The sequence below is a fragment of the Micromonospora sp. NPDC049836 genome, assembly GCF_044465125.1.
In the GTDB taxonomy this organism is placed as follows: Bacteria; Actinomycetota; Actinomycetes; order Mycobacteriales; family Micromonosporaceae; genus Micromonospora.
In genome coordinates, this window is record NZ_JBITLH010000003.1 from 49817 (window position 1) to 71307 (window position 21491).

Annotated in this window: 22 protein-coding genes; 11 read left to right on the top strand and 11 right to left on the bottom strand. The window is 74.7% G+C overall.

All coding sequences use genetic code 11. The features are described from left to right. Positions 1–52: 52 nt before the first annotated feature. The 3 genes from ACIBPB_RS08155 to ACIBPB_RS08165 are packed head-to-tail and all read right to left on the bottom strand — an operon-like array spanning position 53 to position 3929. A complete protein-coding gene (locus tag ACIBPB_RS08155; RefSeq protein WP_396838879.1) occupies positions 53–1657 on the bottom strand; it encodes a prenyltransferase/squalene oxidase repeat-containing protein in 1605 nt (534 codons plus the stop codon). Next, positions 1654–2544: a terpene synthase family protein gene (locus tag ACIBPB_RS08160; RefSeq protein ID WP_396838880.1), complete on the bottom strand. Its 891-nt coding sequence runs from the start codon at positions 2542–2544 to the stop codon at positions 1654–1656. The genes ACIBPB_RS08155 and ACIBPB_RS08160 overlap by 4 nt, the downstream gene beginning before the upstream one ends. Next, positions 2541–3929, bottom strand: a complete 1389-nt coding sequence (locus tag ACIBPB_RS08165; protein WP_396838881.1) for a cytochrome P450 — start codon at positions 3927–3929, stop codon at positions 2541–2543. The genes ACIBPB_RS08160 and ACIBPB_RS08165 overlap by 4 nt, the downstream gene beginning before the upstream one ends. Positions 3930–4475: 546 nt before the next feature. Between ACIBPB_RS08165 and ACIBPB_RS08170 the strand changes: the two genes are divergently transcribed. After that, entirely contained in the window at positions 4476–4724 is a 249-nt protein-coding gene (locus ACIBPB_RS08170) for a DUF2630 family protein (RefSeq protein ID WP_357323237.1), read from the top strand. Between the two features lie 166 nt (positions 4725–4890). Here ACIBPB_RS08170 and ACIBPB_RS08175 read toward each other — a convergent pair whose 3' ends face one another. The 3 genes from ACIBPB_RS08175 to ACIBPB_RS08185 all read right to left on the bottom strand — a co-directional run bounded on the left by ACIBPB_RS08175 (position 4891) and on the right by ACIBPB_RS08185 (position 7578). Then, a complete protein-coding gene (locus ACIBPB_RS08175) occupies positions 4891–5820 on the bottom strand; it encodes a serine protein kinase RIO (protein ID WP_396838882.1) in 930 nt (309 codons plus the stop codon). Positions 5821–6017: 197 nt separating this feature from the next. Beyond that, positions 6018–6662, bottom strand: a complete 645-nt coding sequence (locus ACIBPB_RS08180; RefSeq protein WP_396838884.1) for an HAD-IA family hydrolase — start codon at positions 6660–6662, stop codon at positions 6018–6020. Between the two features lie 61 nt (positions 6663–6723). Next, positions 6724–7578 carry a carbon-nitrogen hydrolase family protein gene (locus ACIBPB_RS08185; protein ID WP_396838885.1) on the bottom strand — a complete coding sequence of 285 codons (855 nt, stop codon included), beginning with the start codon at positions 7576–7578 and terminating at the stop codon, positions 6724–6726. A 106-nt stretch (positions 7579–7684) separates the two neighbouring features. Between ACIBPB_RS08185 and ACIBPB_RS08190 the strand changes: the two genes are divergently transcribed. The 8 genes from ACIBPB_RS08190 (at position 7685) to ACIBPB_RS08225 (ending at position 13147) form a co-directional block, all read left to right on the top strand. Continuing rightward, complete coding sequence (locus ACIBPB_RS08190; RefSeq protein ID WP_357323226.1) at positions 7685–8257, top strand: helix-turn-helix domain-containing protein; 573 nt, start codon at positions 7685–7687, stop codon at positions 8255–8257. A 102-nt stretch (positions 8258–8359) separates the two neighbouring features. Beyond that, a complete protein-coding gene (locus ACIBPB_RS08195) occupies positions 8360–9280 on the top strand; it encodes a TIGR04222 domain-containing membrane protein (RefSeq protein WP_396838886.1) in 921 nt (306 codons plus the stop codon). Next, on the top strand, positions 9277–10131 hold the full coding sequence (locus tag ACIBPB_RS08200) for a DUF692 domain-containing protein (protein ID WP_396838887.1): 855 nt from the start codon (positions 9277–9279) through the stop codon (positions 10129–10131). Before ACIBPB_RS08195 ends, ACIBPB_RS08200 begins: the two co-directional genes overlap by 4 nt. After that, positions 10128–10586 (top strand): hypothetical protein, encoded by a 459-nt coding sequence (locus ACIBPB_RS08205; RefSeq protein ID WP_396838888.1) that lies wholly within the window; start codon positions 10128–10130, stop codon positions 10584–10586. The genes ACIBPB_RS08200 and ACIBPB_RS08205 overlap by 4 nt, the downstream gene beginning before the upstream one ends. A gap of 42 nt (positions 10587–10628) precedes the next feature. After that, on the top strand, positions 10629–11390 hold the full coding sequence (locus tag ACIBPB_RS08210) for an SDR family oxidoreductase (RefSeq protein WP_396838889.1): 762 nt from the start codon (positions 10629–10631) through the stop codon (positions 11388–11390). A gap of 29 nt (positions 11391–11419) precedes the next feature. After that, complete coding sequence (mug, locus tag ACIBPB_RS08215; protein WP_396838890.1) at positions 11420–11992, top strand: G/U mismatch-specific DNA glycosylase; 573 nt, start codon at positions 11420–11422, stop codon at positions 11990–11992. Positions 11993–12086: 94 nt separating this feature from the next. After that, the gene (locus tag ACIBPB_RS08220) at positions 12087–12815 is read left to right on the top strand and encodes a hypothetical protein (RefSeq protein ID WP_396838891.1); all 729 of its coding nucleotides are present in this window, start codon (positions 12087–12089) and stop codon (positions 12813–12815) included. Next, positions 12812–13147: a winged helix-turn-helix domain-containing protein gene (locus ACIBPB_RS08225; protein ID WP_396838892.1), complete on the top strand. Its 336-nt coding sequence runs from the start codon at positions 12812–12814 to the stop codon at positions 13145–13147. Before ACIBPB_RS08220 ends, ACIBPB_RS08225 begins: the two co-directional genes overlap by 4 nt. A 64-nt stretch (positions 13148–13211) precedes the next feature. Here the strand turns inward: ACIBPB_RS08225 and ACIBPB_RS08230 are convergent, their stop codons facing one another. The 3 genes from ACIBPB_RS08230 to ACIBPB_RS08240 all read right to left on the bottom strand — a co-directional run bounded on the left by ACIBPB_RS08230 (position 13212) and on the right by ACIBPB_RS08240 (position 16353). Continuing rightward, the gene (locus ACIBPB_RS08230) at positions 13212–15197 is read right to left on the bottom strand and encodes an ABC transporter ATP-binding protein (RefSeq protein WP_396839474.1); all 1986 of its coding nucleotides are present in this window, start codon (positions 15195–15197) and stop codon (positions 13212–13214) included. 114 nt (positions 15198–15311) lie between these two features. After that, on the bottom strand, positions 15312–16079 hold the full coding sequence (locus ACIBPB_RS08235; RefSeq protein ID WP_396838893.1) for an enoyl-CoA hydratase/isomerase family protein: 768 nt from the start codon (positions 16077–16079) through the stop codon (positions 15312–15314). A gap of 46 nt (positions 16080–16125) precedes the next feature. Then, positions 16126–16353, bottom strand: a complete 228-nt coding sequence (locus ACIBPB_RS08240) for a helix-turn-helix domain-containing protein (RefSeq protein ID WP_007072022.1) — start codon at positions 16351–16353, stop codon at positions 16126–16128. A 209-nt stretch (positions 16354–16562) separates the two neighbouring features. Here ACIBPB_RS08240 and ACIBPB_RS08245 point away from each other — a divergent pair, with 209 nt between their 5' ends. After that, positions 16563–17168 (top strand): cadmium resistance transporter, encoded by a 606-nt coding sequence (locus ACIBPB_RS08245; RefSeq protein ID WP_396838894.1) that lies wholly within the window; start codon positions 16563–16565, stop codon positions 17166–17168. Between the two features lie 83 nt (positions 17169–17251). On the opposite strand, the gene ACIBPB_RS08250 is transcribed toward ACIBPB_RS08245, so the two are convergent. Then, positions 17252–18859 carry an ABC-F family ATP-binding cassette domain-containing protein gene (locus ACIBPB_RS08250; protein WP_396838895.1) on the bottom strand — a complete coding sequence of 536 codons (1608 nt, stop codon included), beginning with the start codon at positions 18857–18859 and terminating at the stop codon, positions 17252–17254. A 246-nt stretch (positions 18860–19105) separates the two neighbouring features. Here ACIBPB_RS08250 and ACIBPB_RS08255 point away from each other — a divergent pair, with 246 nt between their 5' ends. Continuing rightward, on the top strand, positions 19106–20026 hold the full coding sequence (locus tag ACIBPB_RS08255) for a neutral zinc metallopeptidase (protein ID WP_357323322.1): 921 nt from the start codon (positions 19106–19108) through the stop codon (positions 20024–20026). An 84-nt stretch (positions 20027–20110) separates the two neighbouring features. Here the strand turns inward: ACIBPB_RS08255 and ACIBPB_RS08260 are convergent, their stop codons facing one another. After that, the gene (locus ACIBPB_RS08260) at positions 20111–21328 is read right to left on the bottom strand and encodes an RCC1 domain-containing protein (RefSeq protein ID WP_396838897.1); all 1218 of its coding nucleotides are present in this window, start codon (positions 21326–21328) and stop codon (positions 20111–20113) included. Positions 21329–21491: the final 163 nt, after the last annotated feature.

Below are 21491 nucleotides of genomic sequence, written 5' to 3' on the forward strand. Positions count from 1 at the left end.
CCGGCCCTGGCGCACGCTAGCAGTGTCCGGAACCTCGCTCAAGAAGTGTCGATCAAGAGACGGCGGAAACGGGCGGGCTCAGTTGCGCCACCTGGCGCAGCCGCTCCGCCGCCAGCTTCTGCGCGGCCAGCACGGCGGCCCGCACGATCAGCGGCGGATGATAGAGATCCTTGTCGTGCCACAGTGGTGGGTGCTGGATGGCCGCACCCACCCGCAGGTGATCGACCGCCCGGGCGAGGGCGGCGTCCGTCTCCGGCCGGGCCGGCGCGGCCAGCAGCACCTGCACGGCGTACGCGGTCTCCTCGGCCGTGCCGCCCCAGCGTCCCCAGGAGCCGTCGGCGTGCTGGCTGCCGAGCACCCCGTCGGCCGCCCGCCGCAGCGCCGGCGCCACCTCGGGCGCGGTCTGCGCGCGCAGGGCCGCCACCGCCGAGGCGGTGGCGTAGTAGGGGGAGGCGTGCCAGCGGTCCGACCAGGAGCCGTCCGGCTGCTGCTGGTCGAGGAGCCAGCGGGTCACCCGGCGGGCCGCCGACACCGCGCGGTCGTCGGTCCCGCCCGCCGCCGGGCCGAGCGCCTCCAGCACGTGCGCGTTGGTGCTGACCGACGCCCCGTCCTCCCCCTGCCAGGTGCAGAAGTGGGTGCCCAGGTCGTACCGGAACAGGCCGGACGGGTCGGCCCGGGTGCCGGCCGCCGCCAGGGCGTACAGGGTCGCCGCGGTGGTGTCGGCGTCGGCGGGCAGGCCGGGGCCGGTCGCGGCGCCGTCGGGACCGAGGGCCTCCCGCAGGCCGGCGGCGAGCGGGGCGGTCACCGCCGCCGGCACGCCGGCGCGGGCCAGGGCGCCGAGCACCCAGGACCGTTCGAAGACGGTGATCGGCGTGGCACACGGGACCGGGCCCTGGTAGTCGGCCACCACCTGGTCGAGGAAGTCGACGGCGGCGCTCTGGTCCCCGTCCGGGGTGCCGAGCCAGGCGGCGGTCGCCGCCGGTGACGCGCCGACGGCGCCGTGCGGGGTGGGCGCCACGGACCGCAGCCGCGTCGCGGCGGGGCCGAGCACCTCCAGGGCGTGGACCAGTTTCTGCGGGACCGGGGCACCGGAGCGGACCAGCCGCCGGACCGCGTCGAGCCGGCCGCGTCCCATGCCGGCGGGCAGCGGCGGGCGGGCTCCCCGCCAGTCGGCCAGCCCGGCGGGCGGGTCGGCCAGGCGCGCGCCGATCCGTTCCGCCAGCGCCGGCGCGATCAGGTCGCCCGCCGGCAGGTCCGGCGGCGGAAAGGCGGACGGGCCGACCGACCGGTCCAGCAGCAGGCGCAGCCCCCGGTCGATCGCCTGCCGCACGCCGTCCCGGGACCAGCCGGCCGGCTCGTCCCGGTCCAGCGTCGCCAGCAGCCCGTCCACGACGCTCAGCGTGGGCACCAGGGCGTATCCCTCCGGTCCGCCCCAGCCGCCGTCGGCGCGCTGGCCGGCCAGCAGGAAGCGGATCCGTTCGGCGTGGTAGCCGAGCCAGGGCGCCGAGGCGACCAGCCGGGCCGTCTCGTACGGGGACGGGCAGGTGCGCCCCGCGGGCCGGGCGAGCACGTCGGCGACCAGGCGGGACACGGCGTCGGCGGTGGCCGCCGCGGCCTCGGCCGGGGCGGCGTCGGCGGCCGGCTCCGGGCCGCTCACGGGACGCCCCAGAAGTCGGTGGAGCGGTAGAACCCGCTGGTGTAGCCGAGCTGGCGGGTGAGGTAGGTCGCCTCCCGCGGCACGTCCGGGCGCAGTTCGTCGATGAGGCCGGTGGCCCGGCGCACCTGGTCGGCGAGTTCCCGCTCGACGACCGCCCGGTCCGGCACCAGCAGCAGCGCGTTCAGATCGCCCCAGCGCAGGTCCCGCTCGTAGCTGGCCAGGTCGTTGACCAGTCGCAGCGCCCGTTGCACCGCGTCGCTGGCGGTCACCAGCCGGTCGAGGTGGGCGTGCGCCCCCGGCCCGCCGACGCCGGCCCAGTGCGCCACGTTGACCACCGTGCAGGCCAGGTTGTCGGCGTTGGCGAGGTAGTCGGCCAGCGCGGGGCGGTGGCCGTCGGCGCGCCAGTGCCACTCCCGGGCCATCGCGGCCAGCGTCCGGTCCACCGCGTCCCGCCAGGCCTCGCTGGCCGCCGCGAACCCGGGACCGGCGGCCAGCTCCGCCCGCAGCTCGGCGAGGAACACGCCGAGCGGGTCCGCCGGGTCGGGCGGCGCGCCGCCGGCGACCGCGCGCTGCCGGCGTACCAGCAGGTCGAGGTCGGCGGCGGCGGTCGTCTCGTGGTCCACCTGCCAGTCCAGCGCGAAGCCCCAGAGCACCGCCCGGTTGCTCAGGCGCAGCTGCGCGGCCGTGCACCACGGCGCGCTGAAGGCCATCGCCAGGGCGATGCTGCTGGCCAGGGCGGCGTCGAACGGCCCGGCGCCGAACAGGTCGGGGTGCGCCGCCAGGCCGCGCTGCAGCTCCCGCTGCCCCTGCGCGGCCAGGGCGCAGACCCGCCCGTGCTCGGCGGCCGCACGCAGCTCGTCGGTCCCGGCGAGGGCCGGTGCGTTCACGCCGGTACCCGTTGCCGGTGCGGGGTGAGCAGCAGCGGCACCCGCTCCCGGGGCCGCAGCGACGCGGCGAGCTGCGGGTTCGGCATGCCGGGCGTACGCAGCCGGTAGCGGAACCGGCTCAGCAGCGTCGCCACGATCAGCGGGGCCTCCAGTTGGAACAGGTACTGGCCGATGCACTGGTGGGCACCGCCGCCGAACGGGTAGTAGGCGTACCGGTGGGACCGCCGCGGCCGGTCGGGCGCGAACCGCTCCGGGTCGAAGACGTCCGGCCGCTCCCAGAACCGGGCCAGCCGCTGGGTGACGTACGGGCTGAGGATCACCGTGCCGCCGGCGCGGATCCGGGTGTCGCCGATGACGTCGTCGGCGATGGCGGTGCGGGGCACCAGCCAGCCCGACGGGTACATCCGGACCAGCTCGTCGAGGACCATCCGGGTGTACTGGAGCTGGCCGAGCTGCTCACGGCTGATCACCTCGCCGGGGCCGACCACCCGGTCGATCTCCGCGTAGAGCCGGTCGGCGATGTCGGGCAGCTGCTCCAGCAGCGGGAAGAGCCAGGTGAGCACCACGTACGTGGTTTCCGTGGTGGTGGCGAACATGGACACCAGGTCGTCGCGGACCCGCTGCTCGGTCAGTTCCCGGCCGTCCGCGTCCCGGGCCCGGGCCAGGGCGGCCAGGATGTCGTCCCCGCCGTCGGGGTGGGCCCGCTCGGCGCGCACCAACGGCAGCAGGATGTCGTCGATGTTGCGCACCGCCCGGCGGAAGGCGCGGTCCCCCGGGGCCGGCACGGCCTCCGGCAGGAACGGGGCGAGCAGCCGGAACCGGAGCGAGGTCGCCACCGTGTCCTGCTCGGCCACCACCCGGACGCCGTCGGGGACACTGATCTTGTTACCGAAGAAGACCCGGATGACCGCCTGGCAGATGATCCGGGAGATCTCCGTCGCGGCATCGACCGGGACGCCCGCGCGGGCCGGCTCGGCCAGTTCGTCGACGGCCTCGCTGATCGCCCGGCTCATGTCGTCGACCACGGCGTCGATCCGCTTGGCGGTGAAGTGCGGCTGGAGCCGCCGCCGGCTGTCCTCCCAGGCCGGACCCTCGGAGAGGATGCCGTCGCCGGCCAGCTTGCGGACCGACTTCCACATCATGCTGTTGCCGGCGCGGGTGTAGTTGGCCGCGTTGTCCCGCAGCACGTGCTGGACGTGAGCGGGCTCGGCGACCAGGTAGGGGCGGATCGTGCCGAGGTTGAGCTGGACGACCTGGCCCGGCGCCGCGTCGGCGAGTCCGACCAGGGTGCCGAGCGGATCCCGCAGCAGGCCGCGGAGCGTACGACGCAGGGGTGCGATGTGCGGTCGGCCGGCCCCGTCCGGGGGCGCGGCCGCCTCAGCCATGGGTCACCTGCACGGGATCCTCCTTCGGACGCTGCCTCATGAACCTGGCGGCACGGTCCATGCTGGTCACCGGCGCCCGCCGACCCCGGGTCGGGCCGGAGCCGGCGGGCGGAGAACGTCCGCTGAACGCCCGCTCCGGATCAACTCACAGTCGCGACGCGGTGATGGCCCGTGACGTCTTTGCCGCCGAGCATGCCAGCCGGACGAGAAGAGGAGAAGACGGGAAGGGAAAATATTTCACCAGTGAACCTTCCCACAGTCGACAATGGATCTCGTGGGACGTGCGCGGCCGGAAGGCTTCCGCAGGTGGTGGCCCTCGGGCCCGGCGACGGGCCCGGCCAGGGCCGCGGCGGCCGACCAACACCATGTCTGCGGCGGGGACCGCGTGCCGGTGGCACGGTCCGGTTACCGACGGTGACCGGGTGCGAGTTGCCCAGGTCGGGCGGGGCCGGGCCGGGCGGCGCTCGCCAGCGGGTATCCGAACCCCACCGCCGACCCGGCGCAGAACGCGGGCACGGCCCCGCCCCCTGTGCCAAGCTTCGGGGCATGGACGACATGACCATCCTGAACCGGATCTCCGAACTCGTCGACGAGGAGCACCGGCTGCGCGCGGCCGCGCAGGAGCACGAGTCCGGCACCGACGACGAGGCCCGCGAGCGGCTGCGCGCGCTCGAGGAGTCCCTCGACCAGTGCTGGGACCTGCTGCGCCGCCGGCGGGCCGCCCGCCAGGCGCACGGCGACCCGGACGCCCAGGGCGAGCGCCCGCTGCCGGAGGTCGAGCGCTACCTCCAGTGAGCCCCGACCGCCGGCCGGCGACAGGCGGCGACTGCGCCCGCGGGCGGGCGGCCGGCAGCAGACGGCGACCGCGGGCAGCCGGCCGGTAGCCGGCGGCGACCGCGGGCAGCCGGCATCAGGCGGCGGCGTCCCGGGTGGGCGGAGGCCCACCCGGGACGTGTCGCGCTCAGCGGAGCCCCGCCTCCTCCAGCAGCAGCCCGGTCAGGTCGGCCGGGTCGGCGGCCGCGGCGGCCAGCCCCCGGGCGGCGAACCACCCGGCGACCACCCGGACGTCCCGGGCCAGGAACTCCGGGCCCTGCGGGTTGGCCACCACGTCGACCACCTGGGGCAGGTCGATCATCACCAGCCGCCCCCGGTGCACCAGCAGGTTGTACGGGGACAGGTCGCCGTGGGCGTAGCCGGCGCGGGCCAGCACGACCAGCGCGTCGACCATTTGCTCCCACAGGTCGCGCAGCTCGGCGTGCTCCGGTCGGAGCTGGGCCAGCCGCGGCGCGGCCTGCCCCTCCTCGGCGTCGCCGACGAACTCCAGCATCAGCTCGGTGCCGAGCAGCTGCACCGGGTACGGCACGGCGATCCGCCCGGAGGCGGCGCCGAGCTCCCAGAGCCGGGCCAGCGCGTCGAACTCGGCGGCCGCCCACTGCCCGGCGATCATCTGCCGGCCGAACGCGGTCCGCCCGGCCATCGCCCGCATCTCCCGGGACCGGCGCACCCGGCGCCCCTCGAGGTAGCCGGCGTCGCGGTGGAAGAGCCGGTGCTGGGGGTCCCGGTACCGCTTGGCCGCCAGCAGGCAGGAGCGGTCGGTGCCCGGCACCGCGCGGCGGACCAGGTGGACGTCCGCCTCCTTGCCGGTCTTGAGCACGCCGAGCTCGGTGTCCCGGGCCGCCAGCTCGGTGACCAGCCAGCCGGGATGGGGTTCGGGCCCGTGCACGGCCGCGTCCCAGGAGGACCAGGGGTCCTCCTGATCGGGTTCGTCGTCGGGTCCGGGCAGGACCGGCTCGGCGTGCCGGCCCCGCTTCAGGAAGTACGGTTCGTCGTCGTCGAAGCGGCTCTTGCCGCGGCCACGGCGCTGCGGCGCCGGGAGGTCTGGTTCACGCACGGGTGGGTTGATCCTTCGATCGAGGCTGGTGGAGGCAGGTGGAAAGACCCCGCAAAGACGGCCATGACCGACCTCCTCTCCTCGACCGGGCCCCGCCCGGCTGCGCCCACGCGCGGCCCCATGTTCACCGGACCGCCGACGCGGGTCAACCGATTTAGGCCCCGGGACCACCAGGGCCGTGGGGGCCGGCGTACCGCTCAGCCGGCCAGCACGGCCGCCACCGCCGCGATCAGCCCGTCCTCGGTGCGGGTGGGCGCGAACCGGGTGTCCGACCAGCGCCGTCCCCGGTGCAGCCAGACGCTGGGCAGGCCGACCGCGGTCGCCCCGCCGATGTCCGCCTCCGGGCTGTCCCCGATCACCCAGGCGCCGCGCAGCGGCATCCGGACCCGGTGGGCGGCGAGCGCGAAGATGCGCGGATTGGGCTTGCTGACCCCGGCCTCCTCGGAGATCACCCAGTCGGCCACGTACCGGTCCAGGCCGGTGCGCCGGATCTTCGCCTCCTGCTGGCGGACCACCCCGTTGGTGACCACCACCGGGACCCAGCCGGCGTCGTCGGCGATCCGCAGCGCGCAGGCGACCAGCGGGTCCAGCCGGGTGTACGCCACCACCCCGTCGTGCAGCTCCTCGACCAGGTCGATGCCGGACATGATCGGCCCGTACCGGTCCCGGATCGCGTCGGCGACGTCCCACCGGTCGGTCAGTCCGTCCGCGTCGATGGAGAGCAGCCAGTCGATGTCGGTGGGCGGCGCGCCGATGCCGTCCAGGAACCGCTCTCCCCAGGCACGGAACGGCCCCGCGCGGTCGAGCAGGGTGTTGTCCAGGTCGAGCAGGAGCAACGGCACTCGCGCACCCTACGGGACCGAGGCGGGCGACCGACAGGGTGTGCGGTGGCCTTCCCCGCCGTCAGCCACGCAGCACCACGCGGGGCAGCCCCTGGTCGGGCAGCCGGTCGCCGAGCATGGTGTGCGCGGCCCGGGTGGCCGCCAGCGCGGCCGGGTCGAGGGTGGCCACCAGCACGTCCTCGCCGGTGTCCGCGCCCCGGGCCAGCGGCCGCCCCTCCGGGTCGTAGATCGCGGCGCCGCCGTTGAACCGCCACGGGTCGACGCCGTCCACGCAGTTGGCGAAGACGACGAACATGGTGTTGTCCAGGGCCCGGGCGGCGTAGTAGAGGTCGCGGCGGTGCGCCGACCCGGCCAGGTAGCCGCTCGGGCACAGGTAGCCGTGCGCCCCGTCGTCGGCGGCGGCCCGCCCGTGTTCCGGGAAGCAGCCGTCGTAGCAGATGCCCAGGCCGAACCGCCAGTCGTCGATCAGCAGCGTGGCGCCCCGCCGGCCCGCCTCGAACAGCTCGCGCTCGCCGCTCCAGAGCTGCTGCTTGTCGTACCCGGCGCGGACCGCCCCGGTGGGGTCGACCACCAGGGCGGAGATGGTGCGCCGCCCGTCGGGGTGCCGCACGGCCGCGCCGACCACCACGGTCGTCCTGCGGTCGCGGGCCACCGCGCGCAGCGGGTCCAGCCGCGGGTCGGCGACCGAGCCGTCCGGGGCGGCCGGCACGTCGGTGCCGGCCGGGTCGGCGGCCAGCGCCGGCAGGTGGTACGCCGGCAGGTACAGCTCCGGCAGCACGACGACGCGGGCGGCGCCGGCCCGCGCGACGAGGCCGGCGGCGCGGGCGGCGTTGCCGGCGACGTCGCCGGGGACCGGCGTGGCCTGCACGGCGGCCACGGTCAGCGGGCGGGCGGGAAGGGGTGCGGCCTGGGTCACCGGGCGATCCTAGACCGGCCCGCGCCGGCGGGCGGATCATGGAAAACCGCGTTTCAAGCCGTACGTACGGTTTGCATTGGGTCTCGTCGGCTGCGACGATCGGTGTGTGCCCAGAGTAAGTCAGGACCAGCTCGACGCGCGCCGGCAGGAGATCCTCGGCGCCGCCCGGGCGTGTTTCGCCCGGCACGGCTACGAGGGCGCCACCGTCCGCCGGCTGGAGGAGGCCACCGGGCTGTCCCGGGGCGCGATCTTCCACCACTTCCGCGACAAGGACTCGCTCTTCCTCGCCGTGGCCGAGGACGACGCCGCCGTGATGGTGGAGACGGTGGCCCGCAACGGCCTGGTCCAGGTGATGCGGGACCTGCTCGCCCGGGCCGTCTCCCCGGACACCACCGGCTGGCTCGGCAGCCAGCTGGAGGTCTCCCGGCGGTTGCGCACCGACCCGGCGTTCGCCAAGCGCTGGGCGGAACGCTCCGCGGCCATCGCCGAGGCCACCCGCGAGCGCCTGCTCCGCCAGCGCGAGGCCGGCGTGCTCCGCGAGGACGTGCCGATCGACGTGCTGGCCCAGTTCCTGGAGCTGGCGTACGACGGCTTGGTGCTGCACCTGGCGATGGGACGTCCGGCCGGTGACCTGGGCCGGGTGCTCGACCTCGTCGAGGAGGCCGTCCGCCGGCACTGACCGGTCGCCCGGTCTCGGTCCGATAACTGGGCCGGCGGGCTTGATCACCGGTGGCAGGGCTGCTCCACAATGAGCCGCGACCCCTCGCGACAGGAGCAGAGCATGGCCGTCCTCGCCGCACCGGGTGACACCTGGGGCATCCCGGGCCCCGTCTTCCTCCGCTGGTATCTGCTCGTGGCGGCCGTGCTGGTCGTCGGCGCCATCGCGTACCGGATCCGGGCCCTGGCCGGCGATCCGGCCGCCGGGGACGCGCAGCTCGGGCCGCAGCAGGTGGCCTACCTCAACGGCGGCGACCAGCTCGCCGTCTGGACGGCGCTGGGCGGGCTGCGCCGGGCCGGGGCGGTGGGCGTCCGGCCGGACCGCCGGCTCACCACGGGCGGCCCGCTGCCGGCCGGCGTCACCCCCCTCGACCAGGCGATCCACCACGCCGCCGTGCGCGGCGTGCACTCCCGCGAGCTGCGCCACGACGAATGGGTGCTGCGCGCCCTCCAGCAGCTGCGCGAGGGCCTCGAACGGCGCGGCCTGGCCCTCGACCCGGCGCGCCGCAAGGCCCTGCGGCGCGGGGCGGTCCTGATCGGCGCGCTGCTGGCGCTCGGCATGGTCCGCGCCTTCGCCGGCATCTCGAACGGCCGGCCCGTCGGCTACCTGATCTTCGCCATGATCCCGCTGTTCATCGCCTTCCTGCTGCTCAACCGGGTGCCGTGGCGCACCCGGGCGGCGGACCGGGCGCTGCGCGAGCTGCGCCGCCAGCACACCTGGCTGCGGCCCTCGGCCGCGCCGGCGTACGCGACCTACGGCCCGACCGAGGCGGCGCTGGGCGTGGCGCTGTTCGGCACCGCCACCATCTGGGCGATGGATCCGGGCTTCGCCCAGCAGGCCGAGATCCAGCGGCAGGCGCTCGGCGCCAGCGGCATCTCGTCCGGCGGCAGCAGCAGCTCGTGCGGGGGCGGCAGCTCATGCGGCGGCGGCAGCTCCTGCGGGGGCGGCGGCGGGTGCGGGGGCGGCGGCGGGTGCGGCGGATGACCGGCGGGCCGACCGCTCCGGCGGACCAGCCCGGCACCGGGCCGTACGGCGTCGGGATCGGCTGGCGGCCGGAGATCGCCGGGTTCGTGGCCGGCCTGCCCGGGCTGCGCTTCGTCGAGGTGGTGGCCGAGACGGTCGCCCCGACCGGGGCGCTGCCCGACGGCCTCGCCGAGCTGCGCGGTCGCGGCGTCACCGTCGTACCGCACGGGGTGAAGCTCTCCCTCGGTGGGGCCGAACCGGTCGACCCGGCCCGGGTGGCGCACCTGGCCGGGGTGGCCACCGCGCTGGACGCGCCGCTGGTCAGCGAGCACATCGCGTTCGTCCGGGCCGGCGGCGTCGAGGCCGGCCACCTGCTGCCGCTGCCGCGCAGCCGGGAGGCGGTCGCCGCGGTGGTGGCCAACGTGCGGCGCGCCCAGGCCGAGCTGCCGGTGCCGCTCGCGCTGGAGCCGATCGCCGCGCTCTTCGACTGGCCGGACGACGAGCTGGACGAGGCCGACTTCCTCACCGAGATCCTCGACGCCACCGGCGCCCTGCTGCTGCTCGACGTCGCCAATGTGCACGCCAACGCCCGCAACCGGGACGGCGACCCGCTCGCGCTGCTGGACCGGCTGCCGCTGGAGCAGATGGCCTACGTGCATGTGGCCGGCGGCGCCGAGCGGGGCGGCTTCTACCACGACACGCACACCGACCCGGTCCCCGCCGAGGTGCTCGACCTGGTCGGTGCGCTCTGCGCCCGGCACCGGCCCCCGGCGCTGCTGCTGGAACGCGACGGCCGGTACCCGCCCGGCGCCGAGCTGCGCGGCGAACTGGACGCGCTCGCGGCCGCGTCCGGCTACCCGGTGGTCACGTGACCGGCGGCGACCCGTCCGGCCTCGCCGCCCGGCAGGCGCAGCTCGTCGCGGCGCTGGTGGCCGGCGGCCCGCTACCGCCCGGGTTCGACCCGGCGCCGGTGGAGGCGGCCCGCCGCGCGCTGCTGCGCAAGCGCGCCGGCGACGTGGCGCGGCACTGGCCGCTGCTCGCCGCCGGGCTGGGCGCCGGCTGGCCGGGCCGGTTCGCCGAGTGGGCCGCCGGGCGGCCCACCAACGGCTCGCTGCGCGACGGCTGGGACCTGGCCCGGGAGCTGCGGGCGGCGGGCACCCTGCCGCCGCTGGGCGCGGAGGAGCTGGCCGGGCGCGAGGCCGGCGCCCGCTACGACGGCCGGCGCGCGCCCCGGCCCCGCCGGCTGCCCGCCGTCGCCCAGGCCGGCGGCGCCGTCGCGGTCCAGGTCGCCGGTCGGGTACGCCTGCTTCGCCCGGCGCGGCACTGAACATCGCTGGCACGGCCGCGGCGGGTACGGCAGGATCGGGTCATGGATCTCGGACTCGCCGACCGGGTGTACGTGCTGACCGGCGCCTCCGGCGGCCTCGGCTTCGCCACCGCCGAGCAGCTCGTCGCCGACGGCGCCCGGGTGGTGCTCTCGGCCCGTGCCCCGGAGCGCGTCGCTGCGGCCGTCGAGGCGCTCGGCGGGCCGGAGCGGGCGGTCGGGCTGACCGCCGACCTGACCGACCCGGGCACCCCGGACCGGCTGGTGGCGGCGGCCCGGGAGCGGTTCGGCCGGCTCGACGGGGCGCTCATCTCGGTCGGCGGCCCGCCCCGCGGCACCGCCGCCCAGGTCAGCGACGAGCAGTGGCGGGAGTCCTTCGAGACGGTCTTCCTGGGCACCGTCCGTACCGTCCGGACGGTCGCCGCCGCGCTCACCGACGGCGGCGCGATCGCGCTGGTCCTCTCCACCTCGGCCCGCAGCCCGCTGCCCGGCCTCGGCATCTCCAACGGGCTGCGGCCCGGTCTGGCCGGCGTGGCCAAGGACGTCGCCGACGAGTACGGCCCGCGCGGGGTACGCGTGGTCAGCCTGCTGCCCGGCCGGATCATGACCGACCGGAACCGGGAGCTCCTGGCCGCCGGCGGCGACCCGGAACGCGGCCGCGCGGAGGCGGAGGCGGCCATCCCGCTGCGCCGCATCGGCGACCCGGCCGAGTTCGGCCGGGTGGCCGCCTTCCTGCTCTCCCCCGCCGCCGGCTACGTCACCGGGGTGACCGTGCCGGTCGACGGCGGCGCGTTGCGCGGCCTGTGACGGCGGCCGGGCGCCGCCGGAGCGGGGACGTGCCCTCCGAACCGGCCGCGCGGCGGTATCCCCGACCGACGAAGGAGCAGTTGGCGGCGGCGGCCGACAAGCTGCTGCCCGACGTCGTCGCGCCCGGGCTGGACGTGCTCTTCGTCGGGATCAACCCCGGGCTGTGGTCGGCGGCCACCGGCTGGCACTTCGCCCGACCCGGCAACCGGTTCTGGCCCGCCCTGCACCGGGGCGGCTTCACCCCACGCCGGCTGCACCCCAGCGAGCAGGACGAGCTGCCCCGCCTCGGGCTGGGGATCACCAACATGGTGGCCCGGGCCAGCGCTCGGGCCGACGAGCTGACCGCCGAGGAGCTGGTCGCCGGCGCCGCGCTGCTGGCCGGCAAGGTCGAGCGGTACCGGCCGCGCTGGGTGGCGGTGGTCGGGGTGACCGCGTACCGGATCGGTTTCGCCCGGCCGAAGGCCGGCTTCGGCCCGCAGCCGGAGCCGCTCGGGCCGGCCCGGCTCTGGGTGCTGCCCAACCCCAGCGGGTTGAACGCGCACTTCACCCCGGAGACGCTCGGCGCCGCCTTCGCCGAGCTACGCGCGGCGTCCGCCGACTAGGTGCCTGGTCCCCGCCCGGGTTGAGGGAGTAACACGCGGTATCCAGGTCGGGGTTTCTCTTGTGCAGAGAGGTCTGTAATGCAAAGCTCTATTCATGGCAGACGAAACCGTTCCCCAGGCGAGCGGCCCTCAGGAGCTGCTGGCCACCGTCCGTGACCTGACCCGCCGGGTCCGTGCCGCCCAGCGCGGCACCTGGTTCCCGCTGCTGGTCTTCGCGACCATCACCCTGCTCGCGATACCCGTCTACCGGTACGCCCCCTACGTCGACGTCTTCGACGCCTGCCGATCCGGGCCGCGGCAGATGGTCTGCCCGGCGCCCAACCCGGCGGAGCTCGGCTACTGGACAGTCGCGCTGCTGCTCGCCTACGCGGCCATCGCGGCCTTCTACGTCAGGCAGTCCCGGGCGCGCGGTCTCGGCACGCCCGTCCGGCCCTACGTCGTGGCCGGCGTCGCGCTGGCCGTCCTCATGACGGCGGTGTCGATCTGGTTGACGTTCCACCCGCTCCTGCCCCCACCCGCCGACCCCGCCGCCGACCCGGCGCCGCCCGAGGTCGGGCCCGCCGCCTGGCTCGTCAACGGGCTGACCGGTCCGCTGGCGGCGATCGGGCTGGCACTGCTGGCGCTCGCCTGGGTCGAACGCCACTGGGCGCTGCTGGCGTACACCCTCGGCTTCCTCGCGATCGGCCTGGTACAGGGCAACCGGGTCATCCACTCGTCGTCGCCCTGGTTCTTCCTGCCCAACCTGCTCGTCCCGGCGGCGGTGCTGCTCCTGGGCGCCGCCGCCTTCGCCCTGTTCCGGCCGACCCCCGAGGTTCGCAGGTGACGACCGACCACCCCGCCAACGGCCTCGACGACGTCGTCCACCAGCGCGTCCGGCTCGGCATCATGGCCATCGCGCATCAGGCCCGTCAGGTCGAGTTCGGTTTCCTGCGGACCACCCTGCAACTGACCGCCGGCAACCTCGGGCAGCACCTGACCGTGCTGGAGAAGGCCGGGCTGGTCCAGATCGAGAAGGGCTACGAGGGCAGGCGCCCGCGCACCTGGGTCACCCTCACCGCCGCCGGTCAGGCCGCCCTGCGCGACGAGATCGCCCGCCTCAAGCAGCTCATCCACCAGGTCGAACAGGCCGAGACCAGGCTGCCCGCCGACCAGTGACCGGCGGGCAGCGGAGGCCGTGGCGACGGCCGGCCCGGACGGGCGGGCGGCCGCACCGCCGCGCTCAGTTGGCCGCCGCGGGCGGCAGCGCCTCCTGCGCCACGTACGTGCCGAGCGGCACCGTGGTGACCACCGGCTCGGGCTGCTGGTCGGGCTCGACGTACGGGGCGGGCGAGTCGGCGACCGCGAACTGGGTGCGGTACAGCTCGGCGTACAGGCCGCCGACCGCGACCAGCTCGTCGTGCCGGCCCCGCTCGACGATCCGCCCCTCGTCGAGCACGAGGATCTGGTCGGCGTCCCGGACCGTGGAGAGCCGGTGCGCGATCACCAGGGCGGTGCGCCCGGTCAGCGCCACGGCGAGCGCCCGCTGCACCGCCGCCTCGCTCTCCGAATCCAGGTGCGCGGTCGCCTCGTCGAGGATCACGATCGACGGGGCCTTGAGCAGCAGCCGGGCGATCGCGATGCGCTGCTTCTCGCCGCCGGAGAAGCGGTAGCCCCGCTCGCCGACCGTGGTGTCCAGCCCGTCGGGCAGGGCCCGGACCAGGTCGGCGACCTGGGCGCCGGCCAGCGCGGCCCAGATCTCGTCGTCGGTGGCGTCCGGCTTGGCGTAGCGCAGGTTCTCCCGGATGGTCTCGTGGAACAGGTGGGAGTCCTGGGTGACCACGCCGATCTCGTCGCGCAGCGAGGCCAGGGTGGCGTCCCGGACGTCGACGCCGCCGACCAGCACCTGGCCGTCGGTGACGTCGTAGATCCGGGAGATCAGCATGGACAGCGTCGACTTGCCGGCGCCGGAGGGCCCGACCAGCGCCACCATCTGGCCCGGCTCGACGCTGAACGAGACGCCCTTGAGCACCGGCTCGTTGGCGGTACGGTCCAGCGCGGCGACGTCCTCCAGCGAGGCCAGCGACACCTCGGCGGCGCTCGGGTAGCGGAACCGCACGTCGCGGAACTCGACCCGGCCGTTGCGCCGGGGCACCGGCACGGCGTCGGGCTTCTCGGCGATGCCGGGGCGCAGGTCGAGGACCTCGAAGACCCGGTCGAAGGAGACCAGCGCGCTCATCACGTCGACCCGGACGTTGGAGAGCGCGGTGAGCGGCCCGTAGAGCCGGGTGAGCAGCAGGGCCAGCTTGACCACGGTGCCGGCGCTGACCGCGCCGGTGACCGCGAGCCAGCCGCCGAGGCCGTAGGTGAGGGCCTGGGCGAGCGAGGCGACCAGCAGCATGGCCACGAAGAAGGTGCGCGAATACATCGCGGACTGGATGCCGATGTCGCGTACCCGCTCGGCGCGGCCGGCGAACCGGGCCGCCTCCACCTCGGGCGAGCCGAAGAGCTTGACCAGCAGCGCACCGGCGACGCCGAACCGCTCGGTCATCGTGGCGTTCATCTTGGCGTCGAGGTTGTACGACTCGCGGGTGATCTCGGCCAGCCGGCGGCCGACCCGGCGGGCCGGGATGATGAAGATCGGCAGCAGCACCAGCGCCAGCACGGTGATCTGCCAGGACAGGAAGAGCATCGCGCCGGCGGTGAGCACCAGTTGGATGACGTTGCTGACCACGCCGGACAGGGTCGAGGTGAACGCCCGCTGGGCGCCCAGCACGTCGTTGTTGAGCCGGCTGACCAGGGCGCCGGTCTGGGTGCGGGTGAAGAACTGCAACGGCATCCGCTGGACGTGGTCGTAGACCCGGGTGCGCAGGTCGAGGATGATGCCCTCGCCGATGCGGGCCGAGTACCAGCGCTGGGCCAGCGAGAAGAGCGCGTCGGCGACGGCCAGCACCGCGATGATCACCGCGAGCCGGACCACGGTCTGGCGGGCGTTGGACCCGCCACCGGCGATCGCGTCGATCACGTCGCCGGCGAGCAGCGGGGTCGCCACCCCGATCACCGCGGCGATCACCACGGTGACCAGGAAGATCACGATGTCCCGCCGATAAGGGCGGGCGAACGCCACGATCCGCTTCGCGGTGCCGTGCTTGAGCTGGTGGCTGGAGATCTCGTCGCGGCTGCGCATCGACCGGAGCATGCTCCAGCCCCCCATGCCACCACCGGCCATGTGGTTGGACATCCGTCACCTCCGGGTGGTCGGGCAGCATGAACCGTCGGGCTCAATTCTCCCGACGCCTGTGACAACCTCGCGAGTAACCCGGATCTTCCCGAAGGGTCCTTACTATTCGCCCCGGCCGGCCAGGTCACGCAGCCGGCGGGTCTGCGCCTCCCGCTCGACCCGCTGCTGCTCGGCGTGGCTGCGCTGGCCGGCGCCGGCCAGCAGCGCCTTGATCTCGATGATCGCGTCCCGGTTGTTGGCCAGCAGACCGGCGGTCAGGTCGTGCACCGCCGCGTCCAGGTCGGCGGTGGGCACCACCAGGGTGGCCAGGCCGATCCGGTCGGCCTCGGCCGCGTCCATCCGGCGGCCGGTGGCGCAGATCTCCAGGGCGCGGGAGTAGCCGACCAGCTCGACCAGGCGCTTGGTGCCGGCCAGGTCCGGGACCAGGCCGAGGGTCACCTCGGCCATGGAGAGCCGGGCATCCTCGGCGAGCACCCGCAGGTCACAGGCGAGGGCGAGCTGGAAGCCCGCACCGATGGCGTGGCCCTGCACCGCGGCGATCGAGATCACGTCGGGACGGTGCAGCCAGGTGAAACCGCCCTGGTACTCGGCGATCCGGTCGGCGCACTCCTGCTCGGGCAGGGTGGCCAGCTCGGCGAAGGAGCCCGGGCCGGCGGCACCGGCCACCGACAGGTCGAGGCCGGCGGAGAAGGCCCGCCCCTCGCCGCGCACGACGACGACGCGTACGTCACCGGGCAGATCCCGGGAGAAGTCGCTCATCGCGCGCCACATGGCCGGGGTCTGGGCATTGAGCACGTCGGGCCGGCACAACGTGACCGTCGCGACCGGCCCGTCGCAGTGGAGTCGCACCCCGGTCGTCTCGGCGGTCACCGGACCGCCCGGGGCGCGGCGCTGATGGACGACGCTGCGGGGCGGGTCACGCCTTCTTGCGGCGCCGGGCGCCGCCGCGCTGCCGCAGCTGCACCCCGGACTCGGTGAGCACCCGGTGGATGAATCCGTAGGACCGGCCGGTCGAGGCCGCGAGCGCCCGGATGCTCTCTCCGCCGGTGTACCGCTTTACCAGGTCCTTGGCGAGCGTCTGACGCTCGGCTCCGACGATCCGGCGACCCTTCTCAGTGCTGGTGGCTGTGCCAGTGGCTGCCATGCTGTGTCCTCACGTCCCAGACTGTGCGGTTCGGATACGGTCCCACCTATTAGACCGCCTCGAACGATCATGCGCCAGATATCAACTCTTCGCCAACCGACACGCTATGCGATGTCACCTTCCCGATAGAGTGATCCTTCCGACCGATCGGTCGCGGCCGACCGGGTGGATCACCAGCGGCCCGCCGGCCGTTCCGTACGCTGCCTCGGGTGACCGACCTGCTCGCCGCGGTGGCCGGCGCGGCGACCGTCTTCGCCGCCACCAACGTCGACGACATCGTCGTGCTCACCGTTCTCTTCGTGACCGCGCGCGGCACCGGCCGGCCCCGCCCCTGGCAGATCGTCGCCGGGCAGTACGCGGGCATCGGCACGCTGGTCGCCGTCGCGGTGGTGGCGGCCGCCGGGCTGCTGGTGGTGCCCGACCCGTGGCCCGGGCTGCTCGGGCTGCTGCCCATCGCGCTCGGCGTGCGGGCGCTGCTGGCCCGCCGCGCCGACGGTGAGGAGCCGCCCGCGGTGGTCAACGGGCTGCTCGGGGTGGCCGGCGTGACGATCGCCAACGGCGCCGACAACATCGCGGTGTACGTGCCGGTGTTCCGTTCGCTCGACCCGGTCGCCGGCCTGGTCTGGCTGCTGGTCTTCGCCGCCCTCGTGGCCCTCTGGTGCGCGGTGGCCGCCCTGCTCGGCAACCACCCGCGGGTGGTCGACCTGGTCGGCCGCGCCGGTCACCGACTGGTCCCGCTGATCTTCATCGCCGTCGGCGTGACCATCGTGGTCACCTCCGGCGTGCTGCCCCGCCTGGCCGGCCTGCTCGCCTGACCCCGGCGCACCGGCGCCGGGGTCCCACGCGGTCGGTGGTGCGGCCGCGGTGGGCCGCGACCGCCGCGCGAGCGACGAGGCGGTCAGGCGAGCTCGACCAGTTCCAGGAGGTCGTCGGACCAGGCGTCCTCGTCGCCGTCGGGCAGCAGGATGGCGCGGTCGGGCTTGAGGGCCATGACGGCGCCGGGGTCGTGGGTGACCAGGACGATGGCGCCGGGGTAGCGGGCGATCGCGTCGAGCACCTGCTCGCGGCTGACCGGGTCGAGGTTGTTCGTCGGCTCGTCCAGCAGCAGCACGTTCGCGCCGGAGCAGACCAGGGTGGCCAGGGCCAGCCGGGTCTTCTCGCCGCCGGAGAGCACCCCGGCCGGCTTGTCCACGTCCTCGCCGGAGAAGAGGAACGCGCCCAGGATCTTGCGCAGGTCGGTGTCGGTCTGCTCCGCCGCCGCGCTGCGCATGTGCTCCAGGATCGTCCGCTCCACGTCCAGGGTCTCGTGCTCCTGGGCGTAGTAGCCGAGCCGCAGGCCGTGCCCGGGGCGTACCTCGCCGGTGTCCGGCTCGAGCAGGCCGCCGAGCATCCGCAGCAGGGTGGTCTTGCCGGCGCCGTTGAGGCCGAGGATGGCCACCCGGGAGCCGCGGTCCACCGCGACGTTGACGTCGGTGAAGATCTCCAGCGACCCGTACGACTTGGACAGGCCGGCCGCGGTGAGCGGGGTCTTGCCGCACGGCGCCGGGGTGGGGAAGCGCACCTTCGCCACCTTGTCGGCGACCCGCACGTCCTCCAGGCCGGACAGCAGCTTCTCCGCCCGCCGGGCCATGTTCTGCGCGGCGACGGTCTTGGTGGCCTTGGCCCGCATCTTGTCGGCCTGGGCCATCAGCGCGCCGGCCTTCTTCTCGGCGTTGGCCCGCTCCCGGCGGCGGCGCCGCTCGTCGGTCTCCCGCGCCTCCAGGTACGCCTTCCAGCCCAGGTTGTAGACGTCGACCACGGAGCGGGTGGCGTCGAGGAACCAGACCTTGTTGACCACGGCCTCGAGCAGCGACGCGTCGTGGGAGATCACGATCAGGCCGCCCTTGTGGTTGGCCAGGAAGCCGCGCAGCCAGGTGATCGAGTCGGCGTCGAGGTGGTTGGTGGGCTCGTCGAGGAGCAGGATGCCGCCGCCGTTCTCGCCCGCGTCGCGGAACAGGATCCGGGCCAGCTCGATGCGGCGGCGCTGGCCACCGGAGAGGGTGCCGATGCTCTGCGCCAGGGCCCGGTCGGGCAGGCCCAGGTTGGCGCAGATCCGGGCCGCCTCGGCCTCGGCCGCGTACCCGCCGAGGGCGGCGAACTGGTCCTCCAGGGCGCCGTAGCGGCGGACCAGCCGCTCGTCGTCGGCGCCCTCGGCGAGCTTGTCCTCCACTTCCTTCATCTGGGCCATCAGCACGTCCAGCCCGCGGGCGGAGAGCACCCGGTCCCGGCCGGTGACGTCCAGGTCGCCGGTACGCGGGTCCTGCGGCAGGTAGCCGATGGCGCTGCGCCGGTCGATCTGCCCGGCGTACGGCTGACCCTCCCCGGCGAGCACCTTGAGGGTGGTGGTCTTGCCGGCGCCGTTGCGGCCGACCAGGCCGATCCGGTCGCCCGGCTGGACCCGCAGGGTGGTGTCGGACAGCAGGATCCGGGAACCGGCGCGCAGTTCCAGGCCGGTGGCAGTGATCATGGTGAGGTACTCGCTCTCGGGGTCCGGAAGGCTGACTCAGGGCACGCGAAAGCGCCGGCGGGTCGTCATTTCCCGTCGGCGCGGGGCGGTTCAGCCTTCGCAGCGCAGCACGCGGGCAATTGTACCGGGCGGCTCCGGGTGCCACCCCCGGATTACCTGACAAGATCATCGGGTACCGAAATGCCGTCCGGACCCGGTCCGGTACCGCAACCACCACACACGGACATAACGGTGATCGGGGTCAACATGGAGCTGAACGAGAACGCACGGATCGACACCAGTCAGGTCGATGACCGGCGAGGGTCCGGCGGAGGCGGCGGGATGGGCATCCCGATCCCGATGGGCGGCGGTGGCCGGGGCGGCCTCGTGGGCCTCATCATCGCCGTCCTCGTCGCCCTGGTCGGCGGCGGTTTCGGGCTGAACGCCATGACCGGCGGTGACGGCGGCTCGAGCCAGGGCGACAACACCTCGCTGGAGCAGAAGTGCTCGGCGCAGGACGCGCTCCAGCAGCTGGACTGCCGCAACACCCTCTACGTCAACTCGATCCAGGCGTACTGGCGCACCGCCCTGCCCGAGGTCTTCGGCGACCAGTACCAGCCCTCCAAGACCGTCTTCTTCAGCCAGGCGGTGAGCACCGGCTGCGGCCAGGCCGACTCCGGGGTCGGGCCGTTCTACTGCCCGGCCGACGACCTGGTCTACATCGACCTCACCTTCTACCGGCTGCTCGCCGACCAGCTCGGCGCGGAGGGTGAGTTCGCCCAGCCGTACGTGCTGGCCCACGAGTACGGCCACCACGTGCAGGACCTGCTCGGCACCGAGGCGCAGATGCGCCGCCAGCAGCAGCGCGACCCGCAGAGCGCGAACGCCCTCTCGGTGAAGCTGGAGCTGCAGGCCGACTGCTACGCCGGCGCCTGGGCCAAGAACGCCACCGGCACCGCCGACGAGGGCGGCCAGAAGATCTTCAAGAGCATCTCCGAGCAGGACATCCAGCAGGCGATCGACACCGCTGAGAAGATCGGCGACGACGCGATCCAGCAGCGCTCGGGCCGGCCGGTGAACCCGGACGAGTTCACCCACGGCACGTCCGAGCAGCGCAAGCAGTGGTTCACCAAGGGCTACTCCACCGGCGACCCGAAGGCCTGCGACACCTTCGGCAGCGCGCGGTGACCACCGCCTGAGCCGCCACTCCCCCGGGCATCGGCCCGCACCGCCGGAGACCAGCGGTGCGGGCCGATGTCGTGTCCGGGCCGGTCAGGCCGGCAGGGTCACCTGCCCCGGCGTGGACCGGCCGACGGTGCTGCCGTCGCCCAACTGTCCACCGCTGTTGTCACCCCAGCACCACAGCCCACCGTCGGTCCGGATCCCGCAGCCGTGGTCGGTGACCGCCAGCCCGCCGGTCCAGGTGGTCGCCGTGCCGACCTGCACCGGCGCCCACCGGTGCGTGGTGCTGCCGTCGCCCACCTGCCCCGCCGTGTTCTTGCCCCAGCACCACAGGGTGCCGTCGGTACGGGTCGCGCACGTCGTGTCGCTGCTCGCGGCGATCCGGCTCCAGGTGGTGGCCGTGCCGATCTGCACCGGCGCGGTCCGGTAGGAGCCGCTCACGCCCAGCTGCCCGTACCCGTTCTCGCCCCAGCACCACAGCGTGCCGGACCGGATGCCGCAGGCGTGCGCGTACCCGGTCGCGACGCCGGTCCACCCGGTGGCGGTGCCGACCTGCGCGGGCGTCGCCTGCGGAGTCAGGTTGCCCATCCCGAGCTGCCCGTCGGAGTTGGAGCCCCAGCACCAGAGCGTACCGCCGGTGCGGACCCCGCAGGTGTGGCCGAAACCGGTCGACACGCTCACCCAGTCGGTCGCCGTGCCCACCTGCAACGGGGTGTTCGCCACGTACGGCGAGGCGCCGACGCCCAGCTGGGCGGTCCGGTTGAATCCCCAGCACCAGAGCGTGCCGTCGGTGCGTACGGCGCAGGTGTGCGAGGGGCCGGCGTCCACCCTGGCCCAGGTGGTCGCGGTGCCGACCTGCACCGGGGCGCTGCGGCTCGTGGTGGTCCCGTCGCCGAGCTGGCCCCGGAAGTTCGAGCCCCAGCACCAGAGCGTGCCGTCCGTCCGGACCGCGCAGGTGTGTCCGGTGCCCGCGTCGACACCGGTCCAGGTGGCGGTGCCGACCCGCGCCGGGGCGCTCCGGTTCGTGGTGGTCCCGTCGCCGAGCTGGCCGCCGTAGTTCGAGCCCCAGCACCACAGGCCCCCGTCGGTGCTGATCGCGCAGGTGTGCGCGCCGCCCGTGGTGACGCTGGTGGCCGCGGGGGCGGCCAACGCGGCGCGCGCCGCCGGGCTGCCGGCGGCGGCCGCCGGGCCGACCGTCAGCGCGACGGTGAGCCCGGCGCTCGCGGTGACCATCGCCGACGCGGCGGCGAGGAGCCGAGCCGCACGGCGCCACCGGGTCCGCAGCCGGCCGTCCTGATGTCCGTTCATGTAGTTGTGCTCTCCCAACGATGTCGGTGCCTGGATGACGGAGACGGAAGCTGCCCCGGCGGGTCGCCCGGAGACCCACCACTTCGCTGGCACCGACTTTATGCATCGAGTCGATTCGATGCACCGTCGACGGGTTGGATTGACCGCCTTGAGGGGGATCTTT